Genomic DNA, 25,364 nt, shown 5'->3' on the forward strand with positions numbered 1-25,364 from the left:
CCCGCCGCCCCCGCGGAGCCCCGCGCCCGCCGCGCCGCCCGCCCGGCCGTGGCCGTCTTCCAGGCCCCGGTCTTCGCCGAGCCGATGTTCCAGACCCCGGAGACCGCCGCCATGGCCGCCGCGGCCGCTGCCGCCGCGCAGCGCGCGGAGGAGGCCGAGGAGGAGGAAGAGACCGAGACCGAGGCCGAGGCCGCCGCCGAGGTCCAGGCCCCGGCCGCCGCGCAGCCCGCCGGCCGCCGTCGCCGCCGTCGTGGTGCCGCCGAGCCCGTGGCCCCGGCCGCGCCGTCCGCCCCCGTGTCGCTGGCCGACGTGGAGGCCGTGGACGAGGAGCACGAGGCCGAGGCCGCCGAGCTCGACGAGGACGAGGCCGACGAGTCGGGCGAGCGCCCCTCGCGCCGCCGCCGTCGCGGAGGCCGTCGCCGCCGTCGCGGTGAGTCCGCCGACCTGGACGAGTCCGCCGACGAGGACGCGGAGGCCGAGGCCGAGGCCGAGGCCGCCGAGCAGGAGGAGGAAGAGGAAGAGGAGTCCGAAGAGGCCCTCGGTTCCAGCTCCAGCCGCCGGCGCCGCCGCCGTCGCCGTCGCAGTGGTGACGGCGCCGCCGACACCGAGGCGGGCGACGAGGACGGTGTCCGTACCGTCGTCAAGGTCCGCGAGCCGCGTCCGGCCCGCGAGCGCAGCGAGTCCACCTCCTCCGACGAGGTCCAGTCCATCAAGGGCTCCACCCGCCTGGAGGCCAAGAAGCAGCGCCGTCGCGAAGGCCGCGAGCAGGGCCGTCGCCGCGTGCCGATCATCACCGAGGCCGAGTTCCTGGCCCGCCGTGAGGCCGTCGAGCGCGTGATGGTCGTCCGCCAGTCCGGCGAGCGCACCCAGATCGGCGTCCTCGAGGACAACGTGCTCGTCGAGCACTACGTCAACAAGGAAGAGGCCACCTCGTACGTCGGCAACGTCTACCTGGGCAAGGTCCAGAACGTGCTGCCGTCGATGGAGGCCGCCTTCATCGACATCGGCAAGGGCCGCAACGCGGTCCTGTACGCCGGTGAGGTCAACTTCGAGGCGCTCGGCATGGCCAACGGGCCGCGCCGCATCGAGTCCGCCCTCAAGTCCGGCCAGTCGGTCCTGGTGCAGGTCACCAAGGACCCGATCGGCCACAAGGGTGCCCGCCTGACCAGCCAGGTCTCGCTGCCCGGCCGCTACCTGGTCTACGTGCCCGAGGGCTCGATGACCGGCATCAGCCGCAAGCTGCCCGACACCGAGCGCGCGCGCCTGAAGACCATCCTCAAGAAGATCGTCCCCGAGGACGCGGGCGTCATCGTGCGCACCGCCGCCGAGGGCGCGAGCGAGGACGAGCTGCGCCGCGACGTCGAGCGCCTGCAGGCCCAGTGGGAGGACATCCAGAAGAAGTCGAAGCAGATCTCGACCTCTTCGCCGAGCCTGCTGTACGGCGAGCCGGACATGACCGTCCGCGTCGTGCGCGACATCTTCAACGAGGACTTCTCGAAGGTCATCGTCAGCGGTGACACCGCCTGGGAGACCATCCACGGCTACGTGAACCACGTGGCCCCGGACCTGGCCGGCCGGCTGTCGCGCTGGACCTCCGAGGTCGACGTCTTCGCGACGTACCGGATCGACGAGCAGCTCGCCAAGGCGCTCGACCGCAAGGTGTGGCTGCCCTCGGGCGGTTCCCTCGTGATCGACAAGACCGAGGCGATGATCGTCATCGACGTCAACACCGGCAAGTTCACCGGGCAGGGCGGCAACCTCGAAGAGACCGTCACCCGGAACAACCTGGAGGCGGCCGAGGAGATCGTGCGCCAGCTGCGGCTGCGCGACCTGGGCGGCATCGTCGTCATCGACTTCATCGACATGGTCCTGGAGTCCAACCGCGACCTGGTCCTGCGGCGCATGCTGGAGTGCCTGGGCCGCGACCGCACCAAGCACCAGGTGGCCGAGGTCACCTCGCTGGGCCTGGTGCAGATGACCCGCAAGCGGGTGGGCCAGGGCCTGCTGGAGTCCTTCTCCGAGACCTGCGTCCACTGCAACGGCCGCGGTGTCATCGTGCACATGGAGACCCCGACCGCGGTCGGCGGCGGTGGCAACGGCAAGCGCTCCAAGCGCCGCGGTGGCCGGGCCCTGGACCACGAGCACGAGCACGATGTGATCGAGACCGGCGATACCGACGTGTTCGAGGCCGAGACCGAGGCCGAGCTGGCCGCCGAGGTCGCCGCGCCGCGTGCGCTGCCGGAGCCGGAGTTCGTCGCGGGCGAGGAGCTGTACGGCAGCCCGGCCGAGGCCGAGGCCGCGGCGGGTCTGAGCGGGCGTCGCAACCGTCGCCGTGCCACCCGCAAGGCGACCGCTCCGGCGGGCGCCCCGCGGGGTGCGGAGCGGGCCGCGGCCCCGGTGACCCCGGTCGCCGAGGCCGAGCCGGTCACCGAGCCGGCCGACACCGTGCTCCTGCCGGCCGCCGAGGCCGTGGAAGCCGTGGAGGCGGTCGAGGTCGTCGAGGCCGTGGAGACCGTCGAGGCGGCGGAGCCGGTCGAGGCCGCGCCGAAGGGCCGTACGCGTCGCCGTGCGACCCGCAAGGCCACCGCCCCCGAGCCGGTCGTCGAGGCCGCGCCCGAGCCGGTCGCCGAGCCCGTCGTCGAGCCCGAGCCGGTCGTCGAAGCCGTGACCGAGGCCGCTCCGGCCGAGGTGGCGGAGCCCGTCGCGGAGCCCGTCGTGGAGGCCGCTCCGGCGCGTCCGCGCCGCCGTGCCACCCGCAAGGCCACCGCGCCCGCCGGTTCCCCGGCAGGGGCGGCACAGGCGGCCATCGTGGTCGTCGAGGCCCCGGCCGGCGAGCCCGAGCCCGTCGTGGCCGCCGAGCCGGCCGCCGAGGCCGAGCCGGAGGCGGCGGCCGAGCCCGCGGCTCCGGCGAAGAAGGCCGCCCGCAAGGCTCCGGCCAAGAAGGCGGCCACCACGGCGAAGAAGGCCCCGGCCAAGAAGGCGGCGGCCGCCAAGAAGACCGTCGCGAAGAAGGCGACGGCCAAGAAGACCGTGGCGAAGCGGGCGACGAAGAAGACCGCGGCGGCGGAGCAGCAGACCCCGCCGTCCGTCTCGGCTCCTGCCGAAGGCTGATCCGCGTGACGCCCGTGGGCCCCGCCGAGCGGCGGGGCCCACGGGCGCGCGGGGCCCGGTTTGACCCCCTGGTACCGGCCCCGTAACCTAGACCGTCGGCGTGTCTTGAACGATTACCCGTTCAGCGTGCGTCGCGCTCCTGAGCACCTTCCTCCCGCACCGTCCGCGCAAGCGGCCGGGCCACGGGAGAGGCCGCTCGTCCAATTCCGGATCACCGTGGGCCCCGGCCCGCGTGAGCGGCTGGCTTCAGGAGCATCCGTCCCGAGTGAGAGAGAGATCCGCGTGTACGCCATCGTGCGCAGCGGTGGTCGCCAGCACAAGGTTGCTGTCGGCGACATCGTTGAGGTTGACAAGATTTCCACTGCCAAGGTTGGCGACACGGTCGAGCTCTCGACCCTGCTCGTTGTCGACGGCGACGCCGTGACCAGCGACCCGTGGGTGCTGGCCGGGATCAAGGTTCAGGCCGAGATCGTGGACCACCACAAGGGCGCCAAGATCGACATCCTGCGCTACAAGAACAAGACCGGCTACCGCCGTCGCCAGGGTCACCGTCAGCAGTACACGGCGATCAAGGTCACCGGTATCCCCACGGCTGCGAAGTAAGAGGGACTGAGACATGGCACACAAGAAGGGCGCATCGTCCACCCGGAACGGGCGCGATTCCAATGCTCAGCGGCTCGGCGTGAAGCGCTTCGGCGGTCAGGTCGTTTCCGCTGGTGAGATCCTCGTTCGCCAGCGCGGCACCCACTTCCACCCGGGTTCGGGTGTGGGCCGTGGCGGCGACGACACGCTGTTCGCGCTGCAGGCCGGTTCGGTCGAGTTCGGCACGCACCGTGGCCGCAAGGTCGTCAACATCGTTCCGGCCGCCTGATCCAGCTCCTGCTGAATCTCAAGCGTTCGTAACACCCCGAGGGCGGATCTCGTCTCTTCCCGGCGCATGCCGGGAAGAGAGGTCCGCCCTCGGCGCGTTGTCACATAGACACGTTTAATGGGCAGCAAGGCCTGCCCGGGACATTCCCGTATGTATCTGGAGGAACACCCATGACCACCTTCGTGGACCGCGTCGAGCTGCACGTCGCCGCGGGTAACGGGGGCCACGGCTGCGCCTCCGTTCACCGGGAGAAGTTCAAGCCGCTCGGCGGCCCCGACGGCGGCAACGGCGGCCGTGGCGGCGACGTCATCCTGGTGGTGGAGCAGGCGATCACCACCCTGCTGGACTACCACCACAGCCCCCACCGCAAGGCCACCAACGGCAAGCCCGGCGAGGGCGGCAACCGCTCCGGCAAGGACGGCCAGGACCTGGTCCTGCCCGTGCCGGACGGCACCGTCGTCCTCGACAAGGAGGGCAACGTCCTCGCCGACCTCGTCGGCCAGGGCACCACCTACGTGGCCGCCGAGGGCGGCCGGGGCGGCCTCGGCAACGCCGCGCTGTCCTCCGCCCGCCGCAAGGCGCCCGGCTTCGCGCTGCTCGGCGTCCCCGGCACCACCGGCGACATCGTCCTGGAGCTCAAGACCGTCGCCGACGTGGCGCTGGTCGGCTTCCCGAGCGCCGGCAAGTCCTCGCTGATCTCGGTGCTCTCCTCGGCCAAGCCGAAGATCGCGGACTACCCCTTCACCACCCTGGTCCCGAACCTTGGCGTGGTCACCGCCGGCTCGACCGTCTACACCATCGCCGACGTCCCGGGCCTGATCCCCGGCGCCAGCCAGGGCCGCGGCCTCGGCCTGGAGTTCCTGCGCCACGTCGAGCGCTGCTCGGTCCTCGTGCACGTCCTGGACACCGCCACGCTGGAGACCGACCGCGACCCGATCGCCGACCTCGACGTCATCGAGGAGGAGCTGCGGCTCTACGGCGGCGGCCTGGAGAAGCGTCCGCGCCTGGTCGTCCTCAACAAGGTCGACATCCCCGACGGCCAGGAGCTCGCCGACATGGTCCGCCCGGACCTGGAGGCCCGCGGCTACAAGGTCTTCGAGGTCTCCGCGGTCGCCCGCACGGGTCTGAAGGAGCTCTCCTTCTACCTCGCCGAGGGCATCGCCAAGGCCCGCGCCCGTAAGCCCAAGCAGGAGGCGACCCGCATCGTCATCCGGCCCAAGGCCGTGGACGACGCCGGCTTCACCGTCACCTACGACGAGGTCGAGGACGTCTACAACGTGCGCGGCGAGAAGCCGGAGCGCTGGGTGCGCCAGACCGACTTCAACAACGACGAGGCCGTCGGCTACCTCGCCGACCGCCTCAACCGCCTCGGCGTCGAGGACGCGTTGAAGAAGGCCGGCGCCCGCGCCGGCGACGGCGTGGCCATCGGCTCCGACGAGAACGCCGTCGTCTTCGACTGGGAGCCGACCATGATGGCCGGCGCCGAGATGCTGGGCCGCCGCGGTGAGGACCACCGCATGGAGGCCCCGCGTCCGGCCGCCCAGCGCCGCAGCGAGAAGGAAGCCCGCCGCGGCGACTCCGCCCAGCAGGAGTACGACGAGTTCCGCCCCTTCTAGGGGGACGCGCACGCGTTTGAACTCCGCCTTACGCCGTTCGCCTAGGATCCTCCGGGTGAGCAGCAGCGATTTCAGCAGTGACACCACCACGGGCGGCCCCGCCGTCTCCGTGGTGGTGATCGCGTACAACGACGCCGGGCTCGTGGGCGAGGCCGTGGCCTCGGCCCTCGCCCAGGGCCCGGTGGTCGCCGAGGTCATCGCGGTGGACGACGCCTCCTCGGACGGGACCGCGCGGGTGCTCGACGCCCTCGCCGCCGAGCACCCCCGGCTGAAGGTCGTGCACCGCACGGAGAACAGCGGAGGCTGCGGCACCCCGCGCAACGACGGGATCGCGGCCGCGAGCGCGCCGTACGTCCTCTTCCTGGACAGCGACGACGTCCTGCCGCCGGGCGCCGCCGAGGCCCTGGTCCGGGCGGCCGTCGCCCACCGCGCCCCCGTCACGGTCGGTGCGTGCGTGCGCCGCGAGCTGCCGGAGGGCCGCGAGGTCCCCTGGATGCCCGGCCTGTACACCCCCGGTGAGGTCGTCGAACGGCCCGCCGACCGGCCCGAGCTGGTGCGCGACACCCTCTGCGTGAACAAGCTCTACGAGCGCGCCTTCCTGGAGAAGCACGCGATCCGCTTCCCCGACGGCCGTTTCGTCTACGAGGACTTCGTCTTCACCTCCCGCGTCCTGGCGGCCGCCCCCCGCATCGCGGTCATCGGAGACCCGGTCTACGTGTGGCACGTGCGCCGCGGCGCCGCCCAGGTGTCGATCTCCCTGGCCCGCGCCGACGTCGGCAACTGGCGTTCGCGGATCGCCGCGCACACCGTCGCCTCCCGGACCCTCGCCGAGGCCTCCCCGGAGCTGGGCCGCGCCTGCCAGGCCAAGTTCCTCGACTACGACCTGCGCATGTACCTGCGCGAGCTCGGCTCGGACCCCGGCTACCGCGCCGCCTGGTGGACCCTGACCCGCGACTACCTGACCGGCTTCGCGGACGCCGACATCGAGGCCGCCCCCGCCCGGGCCCGCTGGACCGCGCGCGTGCTGCTGGCGAGCGAGGCCCCGCCCGCCGACCTGGAGCGGCTGGTCCGCTTCGCCGCCGAGCCGCCCCGCCTGCTGCCCCCGTACGCCACCGGCGGCGACGGCGGCCCGGTGTGGAGCGCGGAGCTGCCGGTGCCGCTGGACGGGCTCGACGGCCTGCCCCTCGCCGAGCTGCCCGTCACCGTCGACGCCGAACCCGCCGGGCGCGGGGCGGTCCGGATCCGGGTGCGCGACCTGTACGGCCGCCTCGCCGGGGCCGGCCCGCGCACCGTCCGGCTGGACTTCCTGCCCCGGGCGGGCGGCGCCGCCGTCGCCACGCGCCCCGTGGAGCTGCGGTCCGCCCCCGACGGGGACGGCTGGAGCGCCGAGGTGCCCTTCCGGCTGCCCGCGCTGGCCGCCACGGGGCGCCGCCGCGGGCTGCGCGGGATGCAGGCCTGGGACGTCCGGGCGGGCGTGGAGTGCGCCGACGGGAGCTCCCTGGTCACCTCGCTTCGCCCCCTCGGCGGACTGCTCCGGCGCCGGGCTCTGCCCAGCAGCCGGTACGGTGTTCTGCTGGCGCAGCCCTACCGCACGGCCGCCGGAGCGCTGGCCCTGCGCCTCGCGCCCGGCGCGGGGGGCGCGCTGACCTTCGTACGCAACCGCCTCGACCGCGCCCGCACGCGCCGGTCACGCTAGAGCTCGGGAGATACGCATGACTTTCCTCATCACCGGTGGAGCCGGCTACATCGGCTCACACGTCGTCCGGGCGATGCTGCGCGCGGGCGAGAAGGTCGTGGTCTTCGACGACCTCTCGACGGGCAACGAGCACCGCGTCCCGGAGGGCGTTCCGCTGGTGACCGCCTCGGTGCTGGACCGCCTCGCCCTCGACCGGGCCATCGCCGATCACCGGATCACCGGAGTGGTGCACCTGGCGGGCAAGAAGCAGGTCGGCGAGTCCGTCGAGAAGCCGCTGTACTACTACCACGAGAACGTCCACGGCCTCACGGTCCTGCTCCAGGCCGTCGCCGCCGCCGGGATCCGCAACTTCCTCTTCTCCTCATCCGCCTCGGTCTACGGCATGCCCGACGTGGACCTGGTCACCGAGGAGACCCCCTGCGCCCCGCTCAGCCCGTACGGCGAGACCAAGCTGGCCGGGGAGTGGCTCGTCCGCGCCGCCGGCAAGGCGCACGGGATCTCCACCGCCTGCCTGCGCTACTTCAACGTGGCGGGAGCGGCCGCCCCGGAGCTCGCGGACACCGGCGTCTTCAACCTCGTCCCGATGGTCTTCGAACGCTACGACGCCGGCGAGGGCGCCCGGATCTTCGGCGACGACTACCCGACCCCGGACGGCACCTGCATCCGCGACTACATCCACGTCGAGGACCTCGCGGACGCCCACGTGGTGGCCGCCCGCCGCCTCGCCGAGTGGGCCGAGGCCGGGGACCACAAGGACCTGACGGTCAACATCGGGCGCGGCGAGGGCGTCTCCGTCAAGGAGATGGTCGAGCTGCTGAACGAGGGCACCGGCCACACGTACGCCCCCACCGTCACCCCGCGCCGCCCCGGCGACCCCGCGAAGGTGGTGGCCTCGGCCGACCGGATCGCGGCCGAGCTGGGCTGGAAGGCGCGGCACGACGTCCGCGAGATGGTCACTTCGGCCTGGGCGGGCTGGCAGGCCAACCGCGCGGCCGCCGCCACCGCGCACGAGGACCTCAACACGGTCTGAGCCGGCCCGGTCACCGCCGTACGCGGCCGCCCGCCCCGGATCGGATCCGGGGCGGGCGGCTCGTCGCGGCATCAGCGGCGGCTCAGCGCTCCAGGAACGCGAACAGCTCTTCCCACCGGTCGGTGATCTCCTCGCTGGAGTAGCGCCGCACGTGCTGGAAGCCCGCGTCGCCGAGCCGGTCGCGCAGGGCGGCGTCCGTCATCAGCACGTCCAGGTGCGCCGCAAGTTCCATGGTGTTGCCGAGACGGGCCAGCAGCCCGTCCTCACCGTGCCGCACGATCTCCCGGACGCCGGGCGCGCAGTCGAACGCGGCCACGGGCAGACCCGCCGCCATGGCCTCCAGCAGGGTGATCGGGAACCCCTCCGCGCGGGAGGCCTGGGCGAAGACGGAGGCCCCGCGCAGGGCGCCCAGCACGTCGGCGGTGCTGCCCATCCACTCCACGGACTCGTCGAGGCCCAGCTCGGTGCAGTGCTTGCGCAGGCCGGCCTCCTCGGTGCCCGCCCCGTAGATCCGCAGGGTCCAGTCGGGGTGGCGCGGCACGGCGTCCGCCCACGCGTCGAGCAGCAGGTCCATGCCCTTCTCGAACGCGAGGCGGCCGACGCTCGCGACCACCTTCGCCGTCCGCGGGGCGGGGGCCGGCGGCATGAACGGCAGCGGGTTCGGCATGCTGTCGACGTTCTCCATGCCCGCCCGGATCCACAGGTCCGCGTCCTCCGGGGTGAGCACCAGGAGCCGGTCGGCCTCGGAGTAGAAGCGGCGCACCCGCTCGCCCCGGGTCGACTTGTTGCTGGCTTCGAACGACTCGTGGCTCATGCCGATGACCGAGAGCCCCTTGGTGTCGGCGAGGGACACCCACTCCATCGCCCAGACCTGTGTGACGATCACCACGGCGCCCGGCCGCGCCGCCCGGAACATCGCGCTCAGCGTGTCCGCCTTGGCCCGCATCTGCGCCCGCCGGGCCGCCTGGCGGCGCCGCTCGGGGGCGTTGAGGCGGCCCTTGAGGCCGTGCAGCCGACGGGCCTTGGGCGGGTGGGTCGCGTAGAGCGTGGTCATCTCGTACGGCAGGTCGGCGGGCAGCTTCTGCCGGATCTCCTCGGCGACCGGCGCGATGCCCACGACGTGCACGCGGTGGCCGCGCCCGCTCAGCAGCCCGGCCATCTGGTGGGACCAGGTGGTCACGCCGCCGAGCTCGTCCACGCTGTTGGAGACGAGGAAGACGTCGCGGCCGCCCTCGGTGGCGGTCTGCTGGCTCACTTGCCGCTCCTGGTGAAGAACTTCTCGACGATCTGGCGGGCGGCGTCCCCGCGGTCGTACTCGCCGAACTCGCTGAGGAAGCGCTGCCGGGCCTCCGCGTACTTGGCGTCCGCCTCGTCGAAGGCGCCGACGGCCTGCATCAGCTCGTCGGCCGTGGCCACCACGGGACCCGGCGCCTTCTCCTTGAGGTCGAAGTAGGTGCCGCGGATGTCCGTCGCGTACTTCTCGTAGTCGTACGCGAAGAACAGCATCGGCCGGTCCAGCACCGCGTAGTCGAACATCACGGAGGAGTAGTCCGTGATCAGTCCGTCGGCGAGCTCCAGCAGCGGGGTGATGTCGTGGTACCGGGACACGTCCACGACGCGGCCCGCCACCGACGGCGGCAGCGAGACGCTGTTGAGGTAGTGGGTGCGCACCAGCAGGGTGAAGCGGTCACCGAGCCGGTCCGCGAACTCCTCCACGTCGAAGGGGAACTCGAAGCCCTCCACCGTGCCGTCCGCGTTCGCCCGGAACGTCGGCGCGTACAGCAGCACCTTCTTCTCCGGGTCGATGCCCAGCTCGGCCGCGAGCGGCCCGCGCACCCGCTCCCCGCTCTGCGCCTCGGCGCGGTGCGCCTCGACCAGGGCGTCGTTGCGCGGGTAGCCGGTGCGCAGCAGCACCTCGTCACGCAGCCGGAAACCCTTGGCCAGGGTGCGGGCGTCGTGCTCGGAGCGGATCAGGAAGTGGTCGAAGCGGTCGACGGCCGCCTGGAAGCGGTCCTGGCCCGCCTTGCCCTGCGCCTTGGTGCGGGGCTCGTGGAACCCCATCCGCTTGAGCGCGGAGCCGTGCCAGGTCTGGATGTACGTGGTCCCGGGGCGCTTGGCCAGGGCCAGCGGGAAGCCCTGGTTGTCGACCCAGTACTCGGCCTGGGCCAGCGCCCTCAGGTACGCCCAGCTCCAGCGCCGCACCAGGGTGGCCTCTTGGGGGAAGCCGGTGGGCTTGCCGCCCGCGTAGGACCAGATCGCCTCGAAGGGCACGCCCTGGCGCACCATCTCCTCGTAGATCGCCTTCGGGCTGTCGCTGTACTGCTTGCCCATGTGGCTCTCGAAGACGACGGTGCCCTTCTTGACCGGCAGCTTCGAGAAGACCTCGTGGTAGAGCTTCACCTTCTGCTCGCCCGAACCGATGTTGCGGCGGGCCTTCAGGGCCCGGCGCAGGCTGCGCTTGACGACGCCTGCGGCCTTGCCGTGCATGGCGTTGTTGAGCAGCGTCTGGGTGCGGACCGCGGCGCGGCCCTCGGCGGTCAGGACGTAGGAGAGGTTGCCCTTCTTGGTCATCTCCGGCTCGAAGCGGTCGGAGACCAGGCGGGTCAGGCGCGGACGCACCCGCAGCCGGGCCGCGGACTCCAGGTCGACGCCGCCGACCGAGACGCGGGTGGTGATCCGGTCACCGCCGGCCGTCAGCTTCAGCCGGACGTCCCAGACGGCGTCGATGATGCCGAGCGGGCGGACCGTCGAGGCCACGTCGGCCGTGGTGCTCCACTCGATCGTGTCACCGGCGTGGCGCACGGTCGTCACCGGGAAAGCGAACGAGCGCACCCCGATCTGGCGCCGGGCCCGGAACTCCAGGGTGGCCTTCAGCGGGGTGTCGGCCTTGATCCGGCCCAGCGGGTTCACGATCCGGCCCGCGAGGGTGACGGTGCCGCGGCCGTCGTCCTCGTACGAGGTGAGCCGGTTGCCCAGCGCCAGCGAGGACAGCGGGGCGGTGTGGTAGCCCTGGTCGGTGACGTCCAGTATGCGGCGGCCCTCGTCGTCGGCCGGGTCGTCGATGTGCTGCGCGCACCAGTAGACGCGGCCGTCGCGCTCGGCGAGGGGGGAGCACAGCCGACCCTTGTTGGTCATCGCGTCGGCGGCCGGCAGGAGGTTGTCCCAGTCCTCCTTGCCCAGCAGGTAGGCGCAGATGGCCTGGAGGTGCGTGACGTTCTCGTACGCGGCCGGGTCGATGCCGGCCAGGTAGCCGTTGGCGAGCCGGGCGAACTCCTGGCGGTACGCGTCGCCCAGCAGGGGCAGGTCGCGCAGGTGGAGCACCAGGTCGTGCTTGAGGAACTTGGCGTCCTTCGCCGACTTGATGGCCGTGTGCCCCTTGGCGGCCAGCAGTTCGTCGACGCGGCGGTGGATCTCCATCCGGTGGACGAAGTTCGCGATCTCGTGGCGCCGGTTGCTGATCGACAGCGCGGAGGCCTTCTCGACCACGTTCCAGAAGTACACGTGGTTGGGGATCAGCGTGATGCGGCGGGCGGCGACGTACGCCTGCGCCGAGAACAGCAGGTCCTCGTAGTGGATGCCGACCGGGAACTCCAGGCCCTGCTCCAGCAGGAACTCGCGCCGGTAGCACTTGTTCGTGGAGAGGGTGTCGTAGACCAGCAGGTCCGGGTACTCGGTGATGGAGTCCAGCGTGCGGGTGCGCGCGTAGATCCACGGGTACCACTCGGTGGTCTTGTTCCAGCGGTTGTCGAGGTGCACGCGCACGCACATGCCCGAGACCAGGTCCGCCCCGGTGCGCTCGGCGGCGGCCAGCATGTTCCGGCAGGCGTTGCGTTCCAGTACGTCGTCGCTGTCCAGGAACATGACGTACCGGCCGGTGGTCTGCCGGATCCCGTGGTTGCGGGGCGCGCCACAGCCGCCGCTGTTCTCGGGCAGCCTGAAGGCGCGCACCCTTTCCGGATGCGCCGCCGCCAGCTCCTGGGCGACCTCGTACGACCGGTCCTTGCTGCAGTCGTCCACGATCACGACTTCGACCCCGCGCAGGGTCTGGTCCAAAACCGACTGGACGGCTGTCGGCAGACGCTCTGCGTCGTTGTAGACGATGACGACCACGGAGACGTCAGGCACGTGCACCTCGATCCCTTCGTTCCATTCCGCTTATCCAGTCAAAGCTACCGTGTGCCGCACGCGACTCAGGCAGGCCGACGTCCGGCGTGCATACTTCTAAGGAGAGGTGAGTGGCGGGTCCGGTCGCCGACAATCACCCGTTCGGAGCCAGCAGGAAGTGTCCATGACCAAGCTGTCCGTAGTTGTCCCTTGCTACAACGAAGAAGCCGTGATCGACAGCTTCGACGCAGAGATCCGCAGGGTCCTGGACACCCTGCCCGTGGAGTACGAGGTCTGCTACGTCGACGACGGCAGTCGTGACGGGACCCTCGGAAAGCTCCGCACGATCGCCGCGGCGTACGGGGAGCAGACCCGGTACGTGTCCTTCAGCCGGAACTTCGGCAAGGAGGCGGGCATGCTCGCCGGGCTGAAGGAGGCCACCGGCGATGCCGTGGTCATCATGGACGCCGACCTCCAGCACCCGCCGGAGCTGATCGCCACCATGCTGGAGCACTACCGGCAGGGCCACGACCAGGTCATCGCCCGGCGCACCCGCGAGGGTGACAAGAAGGTCCGCTCGGCGCTCAGCCGCCTCTACTACCGCGGGGTCAACCGCTGGGTCGACGTGGAGCTCGCCGACGGGGTCGGCGACTTCCGGCTGCTCTCGCGCCCGGCCGTCGACGCCCTGCTGGCGCTCCCGGAGTACAACCGCTTCTCCAAGGGCCTCTTCTCCTGGATCGGCTTCGACACCGTCCACTTCGACTACCGCAACGCCCAGCGCGAGGCCGGCGAGACCAAGTGGAAGTTCGGCTCCCTGCTGAACTACGGCATGGACGGGCTGATCTCCTTCAACAACCGGCCCCTGCGCATCGGCATCTGGCTGGGCGTGTCGCTGGTCGGACTGACCGTCCTGTACGCGCTGTGGATCACCGCGATGGCGATCACGAACGGCATCGACTCGCCGGGTTACGTCACCCTCGTCGCGATGATCGCCGGCATCGGCGGCGTTCAGATGATCATGCTGGGACTGATCGGCGAGTACATCGGACGCATCTACTACGAGACCAAGCGCCGCCCGCACTTCCTGGTCAAGGAAGCCCACGGCGTGACCGCCGAGCGGATGCCCGAGGCCTCCGAAGCCGTGATCGTGGAGCGCAGCCGCCGATGACCGCCTCTCCTTCCCCGTCCGCCTCCCCCTCCGCGTCCCCTCCCGCGCGCGGCCGCCGCGAACAGTTCGGGCAGATCTTCCGCTTCGCCCTCGTCGGCGGCGTCAACACCGGAACCTTCTTCGCCCTCTACCTGCTGCTGCACCCGTGGATGCCGTACTTCGCCGCGTACACGCTGGCCTTCGTGCTGTCGATGATCGGGTCGTTCTTCATGAACACCTACTTCACCTACCGCACCCGGCCCACCTGGAAGAAGTTCCTGCTCTTCCCGCTGACCAACGTCACGAACTACGTGATCCAGTCGGTCGGTCTGTACGCCCTCGTCACCTGGGCCGGGATGGACACCCGCATCGCGCCGCTGGTCGCGGCCGTCGTGGCCATCCCGTTCACCTTCCTGCTCTCGCGCAAGATCCTCATCCCGGGGACGGGCGCGGGCGCGGGGGCCGCGGCGCAGACCGGTGCCGAGCCGGAGCGGTCCTCGTCCACGGTCTGAAACCGGCGGGCGGGCCCGCCGCGCCACCCCGTAGATTGGGCCGGTCGAACGGATCGGTCGGTTGGTGAGGGGAAAGACGTGTCAACGGCTAGGCAAGGTGTCGTGGACGCCCGCAGGATCGTGGTCAAGGTCGGCTCCTCCTCCCTGACCACCGCGGCGGGCGGACTCGACGCCGACCGGGTGGACGCGCTGGTCGACGTACTGGCCAAGGCCCGCAGCGGCGGCGAGAAGGAGATCGTCCTGGTCTCCTCCGGCGCCATCGCCGCCGGACTCTCCCCGCTCGGCCTGGCCCGCCGTCCCAAGGACCTCGCCCGCCAGCAGGCCGCCGCCAGCGTCGGCCAGGGCCTCCTCGTCGCCCGGTACACCGCCTCCTTCGCCCGCTACGGCATCCGCGTCGGCCAGGTCCTGCTCACCACCGACGACACCAGCCGGCGCGCGCACTACCGCAACGCCTACCGGACCCTGGACCAGCTGCTGGCCATGGGCGCCCTGCCCGTCGTCAACGAGAACGACACCGTCGCCACGGACGAGATCCGCTTCGGCGACAACGACCGGCTGGCGGCCCTGGTGGCCCACCTCGTCCGCGCCGACCTCCTCGTCCTGCTCTCCGACGTCGACGGCCTCTACGACGGGGACCCGTCCCTGCCCGGGACCACCCGCATCGACGAGGTGCGCGGCCCCGAGGACATCGCCCACGTCTCCATCGGCAGCGCGGGCAAGGCCGGGGTCGGCACCGGCGGCATGGTCACCAAGGTCGAAGCCGCCCGGATCGCGGCCGCCGCCGGGATCCCCGTCGTCCTCACCTCCGCCAGCCAGGCCGCCGACGCCCTGACCGGACGCCCGACCGGCACCCACTTCCACGCCACCGGCCGCCGCTCCGCCGACCGGCTGCTGTGGCTCCAGCACGCGTCGACCCCGCAGGGGCACCTCGTCCTGGACGACGGCGCCGTGCGCGCCGTCACCGAACGCGGCAGCTCGCTGCTGGCCGCCGGGATCGCCGCCGTCGAGGGCGACTTCGTCGCCGGAGACCCCGTCGAGCTGCGCTCCGCCGACGGCCGCGCCGTCGCCCGGGGGCTCGTCAACTTCGACGCGAAGGAACTTCCGCAGCTGCTCGGCCGGTCCACCCGGGACCTGGCGCGCGAGCTCGGACCGGCGTACGAACGGGAGGTCGTCCACCGCGACGATCTGGTCCTGCTCCAGGGCTGAGGTTCGGCAAAACCGCCGCGCGGGGGGCCGGGGACTGGTCAACTGTGGGGGGCGGACACGCGTAGCGCAGACAGGAGGCGGCTGGTGAGACGAGCGCTGACCAGCGTCGGCACGGGGGACCGGCACGAAGGCGGGGACGGGGACGCGGACGGCGGCGGGGCCGAGCGGGACGCCTCCCGCCTGTGGCACATCACCCTGAGCGTCTCCGGCAAGCCGGCGCCGCTGTCCGAGGTCCGGCGCGGGCTGGAGCAGCTCGCGCACGACCACCCCTTCCTGCTGACCAGCCGGTACGCCGACGACCACGCGGAGATCCGGTACTGGGAGGAGGCCCGCGACCTCCACGACGCGGCCGCCGTCGCGCTGAGACTCTGGGGCGAGCACCGCTCCACGGCGCAGTTGCCGCCGTGGGAGATCGTCGGCCTGGAGGTCATCGACCGCGCCACCTACCACCAGCGCGTGGCGGAGGGCTACGGCCCGCCGCCGGCCCACCCGGTGGGCGTGCACCCGTACTGAGCGTGCCGGCCGGTCCGTGAAGATCCAGCCGCGCCGGTGTCCGGGGCGCGGGCGCGGAGCGCCGTGTCGGGAGCCGTGTGCCGGCGGCTGAGGCGGGAACGGTGGAAGGGCGGGCAGGGGACCCGGCCCCGCGCAGCGGCAACGGGCCCGCGGACCACGGCCGGGCGCCGACCACGGGTACCGGCCTCCCCCCGCCCGGCGCGGCGTCTCGCGGGGTGGAACCGCGGCCGCGCGACGCCGGCCGGGGACTACCCTGGGCCGCATGACCTCGCTCGACGACGCCACCGCCACCTCGCCCGTCCTCGCCACCGCGCGAGCCGCCCGCACCGCCGCCGCGGCGATCGCCCCACTCCCGCGGTCCGCCAAGGACGCGGCCCTGCTGGCGATCGCGGACGCGCTGGAGGCCCGTACGGCCGAGATCGTCACCGCCAACGCCGTCGACACCGACAAGGCCCGCGCCGCCGGCACCAGTGAGACCGTCATCGACCGCCTCACCCTCACCCGCGAGCGCGTCGCCGCCATCGCCTCCGACGTCCGCGACGTCGCGGCCCTCCCCGACCCCGTCGGCGAGGTCGTCCGCGGCTCGACCCTCCCCAACGGCATCGACCTCCGCCAGATCCGCGTCCCCCTCGGCGTCGTCGGCATCATCTACGAGGCCCGCCCCAACGTCACCGTCGACGCCGCCGCCCTCTGCCTCAAGTCCGGCAACGCGGTGCTCCTGCGCGGCAGTTCCTCCGCCTACGCCTCCAACCAGGCCCTCGTCGCCATCCTCCGCGACGCGATCGAGGGCGCCGGCCTGCCCGCCGACGCGATCCAGCTCGTCCCCGGCGAGTCCCGTGACTCCGTCCGCGAGCTGATGCGCGCCCGCGGCCTCGTCGACGTGCTCATCCCGCGCGGCGGCGCCTCCCTCATCAAGACCGTCGTCGAGGAGTCCATCGTTCCGGTCATCGAGACCGGTACCGGAAACTGCCACGTCTACGTCGACGCCCAGGCCGACCTCGCCATGGCCGTGGACATCCTCGTCAACTCCAAGGCCCAGCGGCCCTCCGTCTGCAACTCCGCCGAGACCCTCCTCGTGCACCGCGACATCGCCGCGGCCTTCCTCCCGCTCGCGCTGGACGCCCTCGCGGATGCCGGGGTGACCGTGCACGCAGACGCCCAGGTGCTCTCGTACGCCGAGGAGTCCAAGGTCACCGCCCTCCCCGCGACCGACGAGGACTGGGCCGCCGAGTACCTGTCCTACGACATCGCCGCCGCCGTCGTGGACTCCCTCGACGACGCCGTCACCCACATCCGCCGCTGGACCTCCGGCCACACCGAGGCGATCGTCACCACCTCGCAGGCCGCCGCGCGCCGCTTCACCCAGCTGGTGGACTCCACCACGGTCGCCGTGAACGCCTCCACCCGCTTCACCGACGGTGGTCAGTTCGGTTTCGGCGCCGAGATCGGCATCTCCACCCAGAAGCTGCACGCCCGGGGCCCGATGGGTCTCCCGGAGCTCACCTCCACCAAGTACATCGTCACCGGCGACGGTCACGTCCGGTAACCGGACCCCGAACACGGTGTGGCCGGATTCCGGCTTACACCCTGCCCAAAGCAGCCCCCCAGGTCTACGCTGGTCCCGTGCCGGACGACGTGGGGGGCAAGCCGTTCCCGGACGACGGGGAGCCCGACGACGACCGCGGAGGCGCGGATCAGGACTTCGCCTCCGTGGTGTTCGACGAGGCCTTCGTCCGGAACGCCGAGATCCATGAACCGAGCGCGGCCGAGCGCCAGCGCGCCGCCGACCGGGCGCGCGCCGACGCCGAGGCCGCCCGCGTCGCCGGAGGCTGGGCCGGCGAGGACGACTACGGCCATCCCGACGGGTACGGGATCGACGACCCCGGATGGGAGCCCGGCCACTACGGCTACGGCTACGCGGAGGGCCCGTACGGGGCCTACGGCGGCAGCCTGCGCCCCTACCGCGGCCGGTCGCCCTGGCTGCGCCCCGTCGCCTGGGTGCTCGCCGTCGTGATGGGGCTCGGCATGGTCGCCCTGGCCTTCAGCGCGGTCTACCGCAGCGCCGCCGGCGAGGCTGATCCGGCACCCGCTCCCGCCAGTACGCCGCTCGGGGAAGTCGCCGGTGTCGGCGCGTTTACGTACCCCGTCGGCCGCCAACCCTGAAGGTACGACCCCACTCGCCCGTCCGGAGCTGGGGGCTTCTCTGAAGCGGGGACAGCGGGGAGAAGCGATGGCCGTTCCAGGAGATCCACCAGGCGGCACCCCCGAGGGCATCGGCGAGGGTGACGACGAACTGCGCCCGGACGAGTACCGGTCGGTGGTGTTCGACGAGGACTTCGTCCGCGCTGCCCGGCTCCAGGAGTTCTCCGCCCTGGAACGCATGGGCGAGCACGCCCGGGCCGTCCGCAGCCGGTCCATCTGGTCCGGAGCCGGCTCCGGGCACGGCAACGGCACCCCGGGGCGCGGCGCCCGACAGGGCATGCTGCTCGTGCTGCTCATCGCCACGGCCTTCGCGGTCGCCGTCTACATGGGCCTGCGCAACCCCTCCGTCCCCCCGGCGGGCGGCAACACCGAGCCGCTGAGCAGCACCGTCGTCCCCCTGGCACCGGCCGCGGCCGTACCGGGGGGCCGGCCCGCGGACCTCTACGCGAGCAGCCCCGCGGCCGAGTACCGGGTCGGGGCGGCCGGGATCACCATGCCGGCCGCGCGCCGCACCCACCACTTCACCGAGAGCCAGGTCGTCGCCGCCCTGTCCATCGCCAAGGACTACCTGGTGCAGTCCTCGCTCGACCCGGACGTGCTCGCCGGCAACGCCTCCCGGCCCGTGCGGGTCCTGCTGGACCCCGGCCAGCTCGCCCAGTTCGACGAGAGCATGGCCTCGCCCTCCGGCGACGGCCGGCACGCCGCCACCGGCTGGCTGGTCCGCTTCGACCCGCACACGGCCGTCGTGGCCGACTCCCGCGTCCGGGTCAGCGGCACCCTCGCCTACGAGGAGCTGAGCGCGGAGGTGCTGGAGGTCACCAGCGACCACACCTTCGTGTACGCCGTCCGCCCGGCCACCGGCCCGCCGACCCCCGCCGACGGGGCCTCGCTGTTCACCGTCCGCCGCGAGCTGCGGATGCGCTTCGACCGGGAGGACCTCACGACGGGCCGGACCGAGCTGGTGTCGGCGTACGTGATGGCCGGGCCGCAGGACTGCGCCACCGAGCCCGCGGAGGGCTTCCGCCCGCTGCCGGCCGGAGCCGGTCCCACCACCGTCGGCCCGCCCGCGAGCGACCCGTACGCCAGCGGTCACCCGAGGCGGACCGCCGGGCTCTGCGGCGTCCTGGCCCGGCTCCCGGCGAGCACGGACCCGGCGACCCAGGACCCCGGGACCCAGGACCCTGCGACCCAAGCCCCCGCGACCCAGGATCCGGCGAGCCAAGCCGCCACGACCCGGGATCCGGCGACCCGGGCCCCCGCGACCCAGGTCCCCGCGACCCGGGCCCCCGCGAGCCCGGCCGCGCTGCGCCCCGCACCCACGACCCGGGACCCGGCGCCGCCGGGGGAGGCGGCCTCCGTCAGCCCTGGCCCGTAGCCCCGCCGGGGCCCTCGTCGTCCTTGCCCCCCGAGCGGCCGGATCCGGCGGACCCGCCGCCTCCCGCGGCCCCGGTGAACCGGTCGCGCAGCTTGCCGCCGAGGTCGCCCGCGCCGCCCGCAATGTCGCCGACCAGCTTCATCAGCGGATCCTTGCTGCCGCGCACGGAGTCCGCGTAGTGGGAGGCGGACTGACGGAAGGAGTCGGTCACCGAGGTGTCCTTGTCCTCCTCGCGCCGCGGGTAGTGGCCGTCCATGATCCGCTGGTAGTCCCGGTTCTGGGACCACTTCTTCAGCTCGGCCGCCCGGACCGTGGTGAAGGGGTGCGTCCGCGGCAGCATGTTGAGGATCTTCAGGACGGAGTCGCGCAGGTCCCCGCCCGCCTCGTACTCCTCGGCCTGGGCGAGGAAGGCGTCCACGTTCATCTCGTGCAGGTGGTTTCCGCCGGCGAGCTTCATCAGGCCCCGCATCGAGGCGTTGAGGTCCTGGCCCACCAGCAGTCCGGCCCGGTCCGCCGAGAGCTCCGACTTGCGGAACCACTCCCGCAGCGCGGTCACGACCGCCGTGATCGCGACGGTCCCCAGCGGGATCCACGCCACCTTCAGGGCGAGGTTCGTCAGGAACAGCAGGACCGTGCGGTACACGGCGTGCCCGGACAGCGCGTGGCCCACCTCGTGGCCGATCACCGCCCGCATCTCCTCCTCGTCGAGCAGCTCCACGAGCGCCGTCGTCACGACGATGATCGGCTCGTCCAGCCCGATGCACATGGCGTTGGGCCGCGGATCCTGCTGCACGTACATCAGCGGGACCTGCTCCAGGTCCAGGATGTAACAGGCGTCGCGCAGCATCTCGTGCAGGTGGGGGAACTGGGTCTCGCCCACGCGCACCGAGTCCGACAGGAACAGCAGTCGCAGGCTGCGCTCCGGGAGCAGCCCGCTCAGCGCCTTGAACACCGTGTCGAAACCGCTCAGCTTGCGCAGCGCCACCAGGGCCGAGCGGTCCGCGGGGTGCTCGTACGCCCGCGAGGAAATGCCCGGGAACCTCCTGCGGTTGCGTGCCGGTCCCTTGTCGAATCCGATGTCCGTCATAGCGCCCTCCCCCTCGATCGGCTCTGCTGCCTCACGTCCATACTCTCCAACGCCTGAGTCGGCGTGAGCGTGCCCCGGGCCCCCGCATACGATGTGAGCGAAGTCTCCGCCCGCTCCCGACTCGATAGGTACCTGCCTGATGAGCCTCTCCACCACCGCCCACAACCTGGTCGTTCTCGCTGCGGAGGGCGGCGAGCAGCACGGCGGCAACCACGACAGCCTGAGCCCCTACCTGACCGGCGGCGGCGCCTTCTGCATCCTGCTGCTGATGCTGTGGGTGACCACCCGCCTCAACCGCGACCGCTAGACCCGGCTCGGGTTCCGGTCCGGCCGCCGTGGACGTGCCACCGGGCCAGTAGGCTCTGCGCTCATGGGAGAGCAGGAAGTGCCTACGGGCCCGGTCAAGCGCCGGCTCGGCGTCATGGGCGGGACGTTCGACCCGATCCACCACGGACACCTGGTGGCCGCCAGCGAAGTGGCCGCCCTTTTCCACCTCGACGAGGTGGTCTTCGTGCCGACGGGCGAGCCGTGGCAGAAGTCGCAGCGGGCCGTGTCCCCCGCGGAGGACCGCTACCTGATGACGGTCATCGCGACGGCCTCGAACCCGCAGTTCTCGGTGAGCCGCATCGACATCGACCGCGGCGGTCCGACGTACACGATCGACACCCTGCGGGACCTGAGCGCGCTCAACGCCGACGCCGACCTCTTCTTCATCACCGGCGCCGACGCCCTCGCCCAGATCCTGACCTGGCGCAACGCCGACGAGCTGTTCTCCCTCGCCCACTTCATCGGAGTGACCCGGCCCGGCCACGTGCTCACCGACGACGGCCTGCCCGAGGGCGGGGTCTCGCTGGTCGAGGTGCCCGCGCTGGCGATCTCCTCCACCGACTGCCGTGCGCGCGTCGCGCAGGGCGATCCCGTCTGGTACCTGGTGCCGGACGGTGTGGTGCGCTACATCGACAAGCGTGAGCTGTACCGGGGAGCCTGAGCTTCCGGAGAGAGGGGCCCCGCGGTGAACGACCCACAGGAGCCGTACGACCCGTACGCCGGCCGGCAGCAGCTCATCGGCTACGACCCTTACGGCAGACCGGTGTACGGCCAGGTGCCCGCGCAGTCCGTCCAGCCCGCCCCGCCGCGGTACGAGCAGCAGTACGAGCAGGCGTACGGGCAGACGTACGACCCCTCGTACGGGCAGTCGTACGACCAGGGGGCGCCGGGGCAGCAGCAGTACCACGTGCCGCAGCAGGAGTACCCCCCGTCTCCCCAGCCCCAGGCAGCCGCGCCCCAGGACCCTTCCTACGGGTACGACACCCGGCAGGACCGGCAGTGGATCCCGCAGCAGCACGCCGAGCCGGCCACCGCGCAGGCCACGCAGGCCCCCCAGGCTCCCCAGGCCCCCCAGGCCCAAGCACGGCCCGAGCCGCAGCACGTGCCCGCACCGCGCCGGGAGGCCGCCGCGGACCCGGAGGCGGCCGCCGGCTACCGCACCGAGCAGTTCGCCTTCATCGACCAGCAGGACGACGACTCCGAGGACGTCATCGACTGGCTCGCCTTCACGGAGAGCCGGACCGAGCGCCGCGAGGAGGCCCGCCGCCGCGGCCGCAACCGGGTGGTCGCGCTGATCGTCGTCCTGGCCGTCTTCGTCGTCTGCGGCCTCGGCTACCTCTGGTACGCGGGCAAGCTGCCCTTCCTCGACGGCCCCGGCCAGAAGAAGGGCGCCGCGGCCGCCGCCGGGGCGCAGAAGCGCGACATGATCGTCGTCCACCTCCGCAACACCAAGCGGGGCGGCAGCTCGACCGTCCTCCTCGTGGACAACGTCACCGCGAAGCAGGGCGCCACCGTCCTGCTCCCCAACACCCTCGGCGTCGCCAAGGAGGACGGCACCGGAACCTCCCTCGGCAAGTCGGTCGAGGACGGCAGCCTCGGCACCCGCGAAGCCCTCGACACCGTGCTCGGCACCCACATCGGCGGCACCTGGCGCCTGGACACCCCCTTCCTGGAACGCCTCGTCGACCTGGTCGGCGGCATCGAGGTGGACACGGACACGGCGGTCCCGGCCGACGACCAGGCCAAGGCCCCCGCCGTGGGACAGGGCCCCAAGCAGGCCCTGACCGGCGCGATGGCCGTCGCGTACGCCACCCACCGGGCCCAGGGCGAGCCGGAGGCCAAGCAGCTGGAGCGCACCGGCAAGGTGCTGTACGCCGTCCTGCGCAAGATCCCCGGCGACCCGAAGGCGGCGGCCACGACCGTCGAGAGCATGGGCCAGATCCTGGACCCGGGCCTGGACGCGCAGAGCCTCGGCGCCCTGCTGTCGCGCATCGGCGAGCACGCCAAGGTGGGCGCCTACCGCACCGAGGTGCTCTCGGTGAAGCCGGACGGCGGCCTCACCGACGACGCCAACAAGCGGGTGGTCAAGGAGCTCCTCGGCGGCTCCTTCACGGCCGCCCAGCCCGGCGCCGCCCCCCGGGTGGGTCTCAAGGACGCCACCGGTGACGAGAAGGCGCAGGTCGCGGCGAAGGCGGCGCTGCTCAACGGCGGCTACGCCTTCGTGGACGGAGGCAAGGCCGACCGGGCGGCACCCGCCTCGCAGATCACCTACCAGGACGACGCGCAGCGGGACCGGGCGGTCGGCGTCGCCAAGACGCTGGGGCTGCCGGAGGCGGCGGTGAAGAAGGCCGAGAACGCGGTGAACGCGGACATCGTGGTGACGCTGGGCAAGGACTACAAGCCGTCCTGAGCCCGCCCGACGCGGCCGTGGTGCGGCCCCCGTCCTGGCCCTGACCTGGTACTCCGCCCGCGCGGGACGTAACGCGCGGGCGGTGTCGGCGGTACATGAGACCCTTGTAAGGATCTGCCCGCCAACCCGAAAGCATGGCCAGTGACCGCCACGGACCGCTCCATCGAGCTCATCACCGCCGCCGCCCAGGCCGCGGCCGACCGGCTCGCGCACGACATCATCGCGTACGACGTCAGCGACGTGCTGTCGATCACGGATGCCTTCCTGCTCGCCTCCGCGCCCAACGACCGCCAGGTCAAGTCGATCGTGGACGAGATCGAGGAGCGGCTGCTCAAGGAGCTCGGCGCCAAGCCGGTGCGCCGCGAAGGCGACCGCGACGCCCGCTGGATCCTGCTCGACTACGTCGACATCGTCGTGCACGTCCAGCACAGCGAGGAGCGCGTCTTCTACGCGCTGGAGCGCCTGTGGAAGGACTGCCCCGAGATCGAGCTCCCCGAGGACGCCAAGCTCACCATCGGCAAGGCCGAGGAGCACGCCAAGCTGCGCGAGGCGGCGGGCGACGACGAACTGGACGGTGATCTGTTCTGAGCACGGCCGAAGCGGGCAGGTCCGGCAGGACGATCGTCCTCTGGCGGCACGGCCAGACCTCGTGGAACCTGGAGCGCCGCTTCCAGGGCTCCACGGACATCAAGCTGACCGAGACCGGTGTGGCGCAGGCGCGCCGCGCCGCCCGGCTGCTCGCCTCCCTCCGGCCCGACGCCATCGTGGCCTCCGACCTGAGCCGGGCCTCCGCCACGGCGGCCGAGCTGGCCGCCGTCACGGGCCTGCCGGTGGAGCACGACGAGGCGCTGCGCGAGACGTACGCCGGTGAGTGGCAGGGGCTCACCCACGAGGAGATCCTCGACAAGTACGGCGAGCAGTACGCCGCGTGGAAGCGTGGCGAGCCCGTCCGCCGCGGCGGCGGCGAGCTGGAGACCGAGGTGGCCGACCGTGCCGCCCCGGTGGTCCTGCGCCACGCCGGCCAACTGCCGGAGGGCGGCACGCTCGTCGTCGTCAGCCACGGCGGCACCATCCGTACGACGATCGGCCGCCTGCTGGGCCTGGAGGCGCACTACTGGGAGGGCCTCGGCGGGCTCTCCAACTGCTGCTGGTCCGTCCTCGGCGAGGGCGCGCGCGGCTGGCGCCTGATGGAGCACAACGCCGGCACGCTGCCGGAGCCGGTCCTCGGCGACGACGACTGAGGGCCGCCGCAGGGCGCCTCGGACCCGGATTTCACTTTCCGGCTGGTCACAGGCTAGAGTTCTTCTTGTTCGCAGCGAAGAACACCGGAAACGGGGGAAGCGCAGCGGAGAGCGGGGCTATAGCTCAGTTGGTAGAGCGCCTGCATGGCATGCAGGAGGTCAGGAGTTCAATTCTCCTTAGCTCCACAGTGAAGGATCCCGTCCCCAACAGGGGGCGGGATCCTTGCGTTTGTTCCCTTTGCACTTGCTGACCGGGCCGGTACGGGCATGGCAGAATCGGACGGCCGGAGGGGGACACGACGGCCCGACGCGGGAGGGAGTCGCTGACGGATGGGTGCACACCGGCGGCGGTGCGACTGGTGCGACAACGGCACGCCGATCGTGCGGGACATGGACCCGGTCAATCCCGACTACCAGTACTGGTGCGAGGAATGCGCGCGGGCGCTGATCATAAAAGGCGACCCGATCGAGACGTACCGGGAGCTGGAGGGCGAGCCGATCTACGGCCGGCTGCTCGACGAGCACTGCACGCTGAAGCGGTTCTACCAGTTCGCACGCGCGTGACGCGGTAAGTCTGGACGATATGGGTTAAATCGGACATGGCCCGGGTTCCACGGAAACCGATTTTTGGACCAGGGCCATGACCGTGTAATGTTTGGGACGTCGCCAAGGGGAACCGGAAACGGGAAGCCGGGCGGCAGGCAAGACGAGGGGCTATAGCTCAGTTGGTAGAGCGCCTGCATGGCATGCAGGAGGTCAGGAGTTCAATTCTCCTTAGCTCCACAGTGAAGAAGCGGGCCACCCGGATCGACCCTTTCGAGCGAGTCGGCATCGGCGCGGCGTCCCCTCCTGTGCGAGGGGTTTTTTCGTTTGGGCGGGCAGAGACGGCAGAGACGATCGATGGAGCTTCAGGAAT

General features: G+C 72.0%; 22 protein-coding genes and 2 tRNA genes. 21 read left to right on the plus strand and 3 right to left on the minus strand.

The features are described 5' to 3' along the window. From AB4039_RS34040 to galE, 6 genes are all read left to right on the plus strand, one after another. Positions 1-3,111 (plus strand): Rne/Rng family ribonuclease (locus AB4039_RS34040; protein ID WP_442272581.1); only part of this gene is annotated, 3,111 nt, incomplete at its 5' end. 282 nt (positions 3,112-3,393) lie between these two features. Next, entirely contained in the window at positions 3,394-3,714 is a 321-nt protein-coding gene (gene rplU, locus AB4039_RS34045; RefSeq protein ID WP_030159347.1) for a 50S ribosomal protein L21, read from the plus strand. Between the two features lie 13 nt (positions 3,715-3,727). Beyond that, entirely contained in the window at positions 3,728-3,982 is a 255-nt protein-coding gene (rpmA, locus tag AB4039_RS34050) for a 50S ribosomal protein L27 (protein WP_030013081.1), read from the plus strand. 170 nt (positions 3,983-4,152) lie between these two features. Continuing rightward, positions 4,153-5,598, plus strand: a complete 1,446-nt coding sequence (obgE, locus tag AB4039_RS34055) for a GTPase ObgE (protein WP_266838989.1) — start codon at positions 4,153-4,155, stop codon at positions 5,596-5,598. A 55-nt stretch (positions 5,599-5,653) separates the two neighbouring features. After that, entirely contained in the window at positions 5,654-7,294 is a 1,641-nt protein-coding gene (locus tag AB4039_RS34060) for a glycosyltransferase family 2 protein (protein WP_266838988.1), read from the plus strand. Positions 7,295-7,310: 16 nt separating this feature from the next. Next, entirely contained in the window at positions 7,311-8,324 is a 1,014-nt protein-coding gene (gene galE / locus AB4039_RS34065; RefSeq protein ID WP_266838986.1) for a UDP-glucose 4-epimerase GalE, read from the plus strand. An 82-nt stretch (positions 8,325-8,406) separates the two neighbouring features. On the opposite strand, the gene AB4039_RS34070 is transcribed toward galE, so the two are convergent. Both AB4039_RS34070 and AB4039_RS34075 read right to left on the minus strand, forming a co-directional pair. Beyond that, positions 8,407-9,579, minus strand: coding sequence for a glycosyltransferase (locus AB4039_RS34070; protein ID WP_266838984.1), 1,173 nt, complete (start codon positions 9,577-9,579; stop codon positions 8,407-8,409). After that, the gene (locus tag AB4039_RS34075; protein WP_266838983.1) at positions 9,576-12,455 is read right to left on the minus strand and encodes a bifunctional glycosyltransferase family 2 protein/CDP-glycerol:glycerophosphate glycerophosphotransferase; all 2,880 of its coding nucleotides are present in this window, start codon (positions 12,453-12,455) and stop codon (positions 9,576-9,578) included. Before AB4039_RS34075 ends, AB4039_RS34070 begins: the two co-directional genes overlap by 4 nt. 157 nt (positions 12,456-12,612) lie before the next feature. On the opposite strand from AB4039_RS34075, the gene AB4039_RS34080 reads away from it, so the two are divergent. From AB4039_RS34080 to AB4039_RS34110, 7 genes are all read left to right on the plus strand, one after another. Beyond that, the gene (locus tag AB4039_RS34080) at positions 12,613-13,596 is read left to right on the plus strand and encodes a glycosyltransferase family 2 protein (protein WP_266838981.1); all 984 of its coding nucleotides are present in this window, start codon (positions 12,613-12,615) and stop codon (positions 13,594-13,596) included. Continuing rightward, complete coding sequence (locus tag AB4039_RS34085) at positions 13,593-14,087, plus strand: GtrA family protein (protein ID WP_266838980.1); 495 nt, start codon at positions 13,593-13,595, stop codon at positions 14,085-14,087. The genes AB4039_RS34080 and AB4039_RS34085 overlap by 4 nt, the downstream gene beginning before the upstream one ends. Positions 14,088-14,165: 78 nt before the next feature. Then, positions 14,166-15,293 (plus strand): glutamate 5-kinase, encoded by a 1,128-nt coding sequence (gene proB, locus AB4039_RS34090; protein ID WP_266838978.1) that lies wholly within the window; start codon positions 14,166-14,168, stop codon positions 15,291-15,293. 84 nt (positions 15,294-15,377) lie between these two features. After that, the gene (locus AB4039_RS34095) at positions 15,378-15,806 is read left to right on the plus strand and encodes a hypothetical protein (RefSeq protein WP_442272582.1); all 429 of its coding nucleotides are present in this window, start codon (positions 15,378-15,380) and stop codon (positions 15,804-15,806) included. 262 nt (positions 15,807-16,068) lie between these two features. Then, a complete protein-coding gene (locus tag AB4039_RS34100) occupies positions 16,069-17,352 on the plus strand; it encodes a glutamate-5-semialdehyde dehydrogenase (RefSeq protein WP_266838976.1) in 1,284 nt (427 codons plus the stop codon). Positions 17,353-17,429: 77 nt separating this feature from the next. Beyond that, entirely contained in the window at positions 17,430-17,969 is a 540-nt protein-coding gene (locus tag AB4039_RS34105) for an SCO2584 family spore wall biosynthesis protein (RefSeq protein WP_442272583.1), read from the plus strand. Between the two features lie 67 nt (positions 17,970-18,036). After that, on the plus strand, positions 18,037-19,383 hold the full coding sequence (locus AB4039_RS34110; protein ID WP_442272584.1) for an SCO2583 family membrane protein: 1,347 nt from the start codon (positions 18,037-18,039) through the stop codon (positions 19,381-19,383). Here AB4039_RS34110 and AB4039_RS34115 read toward each other — a convergent pair. Continuing rightward, positions 19,367-20,470 carry a M48 family metallopeptidase gene (locus AB4039_RS34115; protein WP_442272585.1) on the minus strand — a complete coding sequence of 368 codons (1,104 nt, stop codon included), beginning with the start codon at positions 20,468-20,470 and terminating at the stop codon, positions 19,367-19,369. The two genes, AB4039_RS34110 and AB4039_RS34115, sit on opposite strands and share 17 nt — an antisense overlap. 139 nt (positions 20,471-20,609) lie before the next feature. Here AB4039_RS34115 and AB4039_RS34120 point away from each other — a divergent pair, with 139 nt between their 5' ends. The 8 genes from AB4039_RS34120 (at position 20,610) to AB4039_RS34155 (ending at position 25,231) form a co-directional block, all read left to right on the plus strand. Further along, entirely contained in the window at positions 20,610-20,777 is a 168-nt protein-coding gene (locus AB4039_RS34120) for a hypothetical protein (protein WP_037687136.1), read from the plus strand. A 63-nt stretch (positions 20,778-20,840) separates the two neighbouring features. Continuing rightward, positions 20,841-21,458, plus strand: coding sequence for a nicotinate-nucleotide adenylyltransferase (gene nadD, locus AB4039_RS34125; RefSeq protein WP_030229675.1), 618 nt, complete (start codon positions 20,841-20,843; stop codon positions 21,456-21,458). Between the two features lie 24 nt (positions 21,459-21,482). Then, positions 21,483-23,207 (plus strand): LCP family glycopolymer transferase, encoded by a 1,725-nt coding sequence (locus tag AB4039_RS34130; protein ID WP_442272586.1) that lies wholly within the window; start codon positions 21,483-21,485, stop codon positions 23,205-23,207. A 141-nt stretch (positions 23,208-23,348) separates the two neighbouring features. After that, on the plus strand, positions 23,349-23,795 hold the full coding sequence (gene rsfS / locus AB4039_RS34135) for a ribosome silencing factor (RefSeq protein ID WP_030008628.1): 447 nt from the start codon (positions 23,349-23,351) through the stop codon (positions 23,793-23,795). Further along, on the plus strand, positions 23,792-24,448 hold the full coding sequence (locus AB4039_RS34140) for a histidine phosphatase family protein (protein ID WP_266841623.1): 657 nt from the start codon (positions 23,792-23,794) through the stop codon (positions 24,446-24,448). The genes rsfS and AB4039_RS34140 overlap by 4 nt, the downstream gene beginning before the upstream one ends. A gap of 113 nt (positions 24,449-24,561) precedes the next feature. Further along, positions 24,562-24,634, plus strand: a tRNA-Ala gene (locus AB4039_RS34145). A gap of 144 nt (positions 24,635-24,778) precedes the next feature. Beyond that, the gene (locus AB4039_RS34150; protein ID WP_030229679.1) at positions 24,779-25,012 is read left to right on the plus strand and encodes a hypothetical protein; all 234 of its coding nucleotides are present in this window, start codon (positions 24,779-24,781) and stop codon (positions 25,010-25,012) included. A 146-nt stretch (positions 25,013-25,158) separates the two neighbouring features. Further along, a tRNA-Ala gene (locus AB4039_RS34155) sits at positions 25,159-25,231 on the plus strand. The last annotated feature ends 133 nt before the right edge of the window (positions 25,232-25,364 follow it).

Source organism: Streptomyces sp. M-16 (assembly GCF_052114405.1).
Classification (GTDB): Bacteria; Actinomycetota; Actinomycetes; order Streptomycetales; family Streptomycetaceae; genus Streptomyces.

What these genes read in the sequence shown, in the direction of transcription:
- rpmA (WP_030013081.1), top strand. Translation starts at nt 3,728, where the DNA reads ATGGCACACAAGAAGGGCGCATCGTCCACCCGGAACGGGCGCGATTCC.
- obgE (WP_266838989.1), top strand. Translation starts at nt 4,153, where the DNA reads ATGACCACCTTCGTGGACCGCGTCGAGCTGCACGTCGCCGCGGGTAAC.
- galE (WP_266838986.1), top strand. Translation starts at nt 7,311, where the DNA reads ATGACTTTCCTCATCACCGGTGGAGCCGGCTACATCGGCTCACACGTC.
- AB4039_RS34080 (WP_266838981.1), top strand. Translation starts at nt 12,613, where the DNA reads ATGACCAAGCTGTCCGTAGTTGTCCCTTGCTACAACGAAGAAGCCGTG.
- AB4039_RS34085 (WP_266838980.1), top strand. Translation starts at nt 13,593, where the DNA reads ATGACCGCCTCTCCTTCCCCGTCCGCCTCCCCCTCCGCGTCCCCTCCC.
- AB4039_RS34100 (WP_266838976.1), top strand. Translation starts at nt 16,069, where the DNA reads ATGACCTCGCTCGACGACGCCACCGCCACCTCGCCCGTCCTCGCCACC.
- AB4039_RS34110 (WP_442272584.1), top strand. Translation starts at nt 18,037, where the DNA reads ATGGCCGTTCCAGGAGATCCACCAGGCGGCACCCCCGAGGGCATCGGC.
- AB4039_RS34115 (WP_442272585.1), bottom strand. Translation starts at nt 20,470, where the DNA reads ATGACGGACATCGGATTCGACAAGGGACCGGCACGCAACCGCAGGAGG.
- AB4039_RS34120 (WP_037687136.1), top strand. Translation starts at nt 20,610, where the DNA reads ATGAGCCTCTCCACCACCGCCCACAACCTGGTCGTTCTCGCTGCGGAG.
- nadD (WP_030229675.1), top strand. Translation starts at nt 20,841, where the DNA reads ATGGGAGAGCAGGAAGTGCCTACGGGCCCGGTCAAGCGCCGGCTCGGC.
- AB4039_RS34150 (WP_030229679.1), top strand. Translation starts at nt 24,779, where the DNA reads ATGGGTGCACACCGGCGGCGGTGCGACTGGTGCGACAACGGCACGCCG.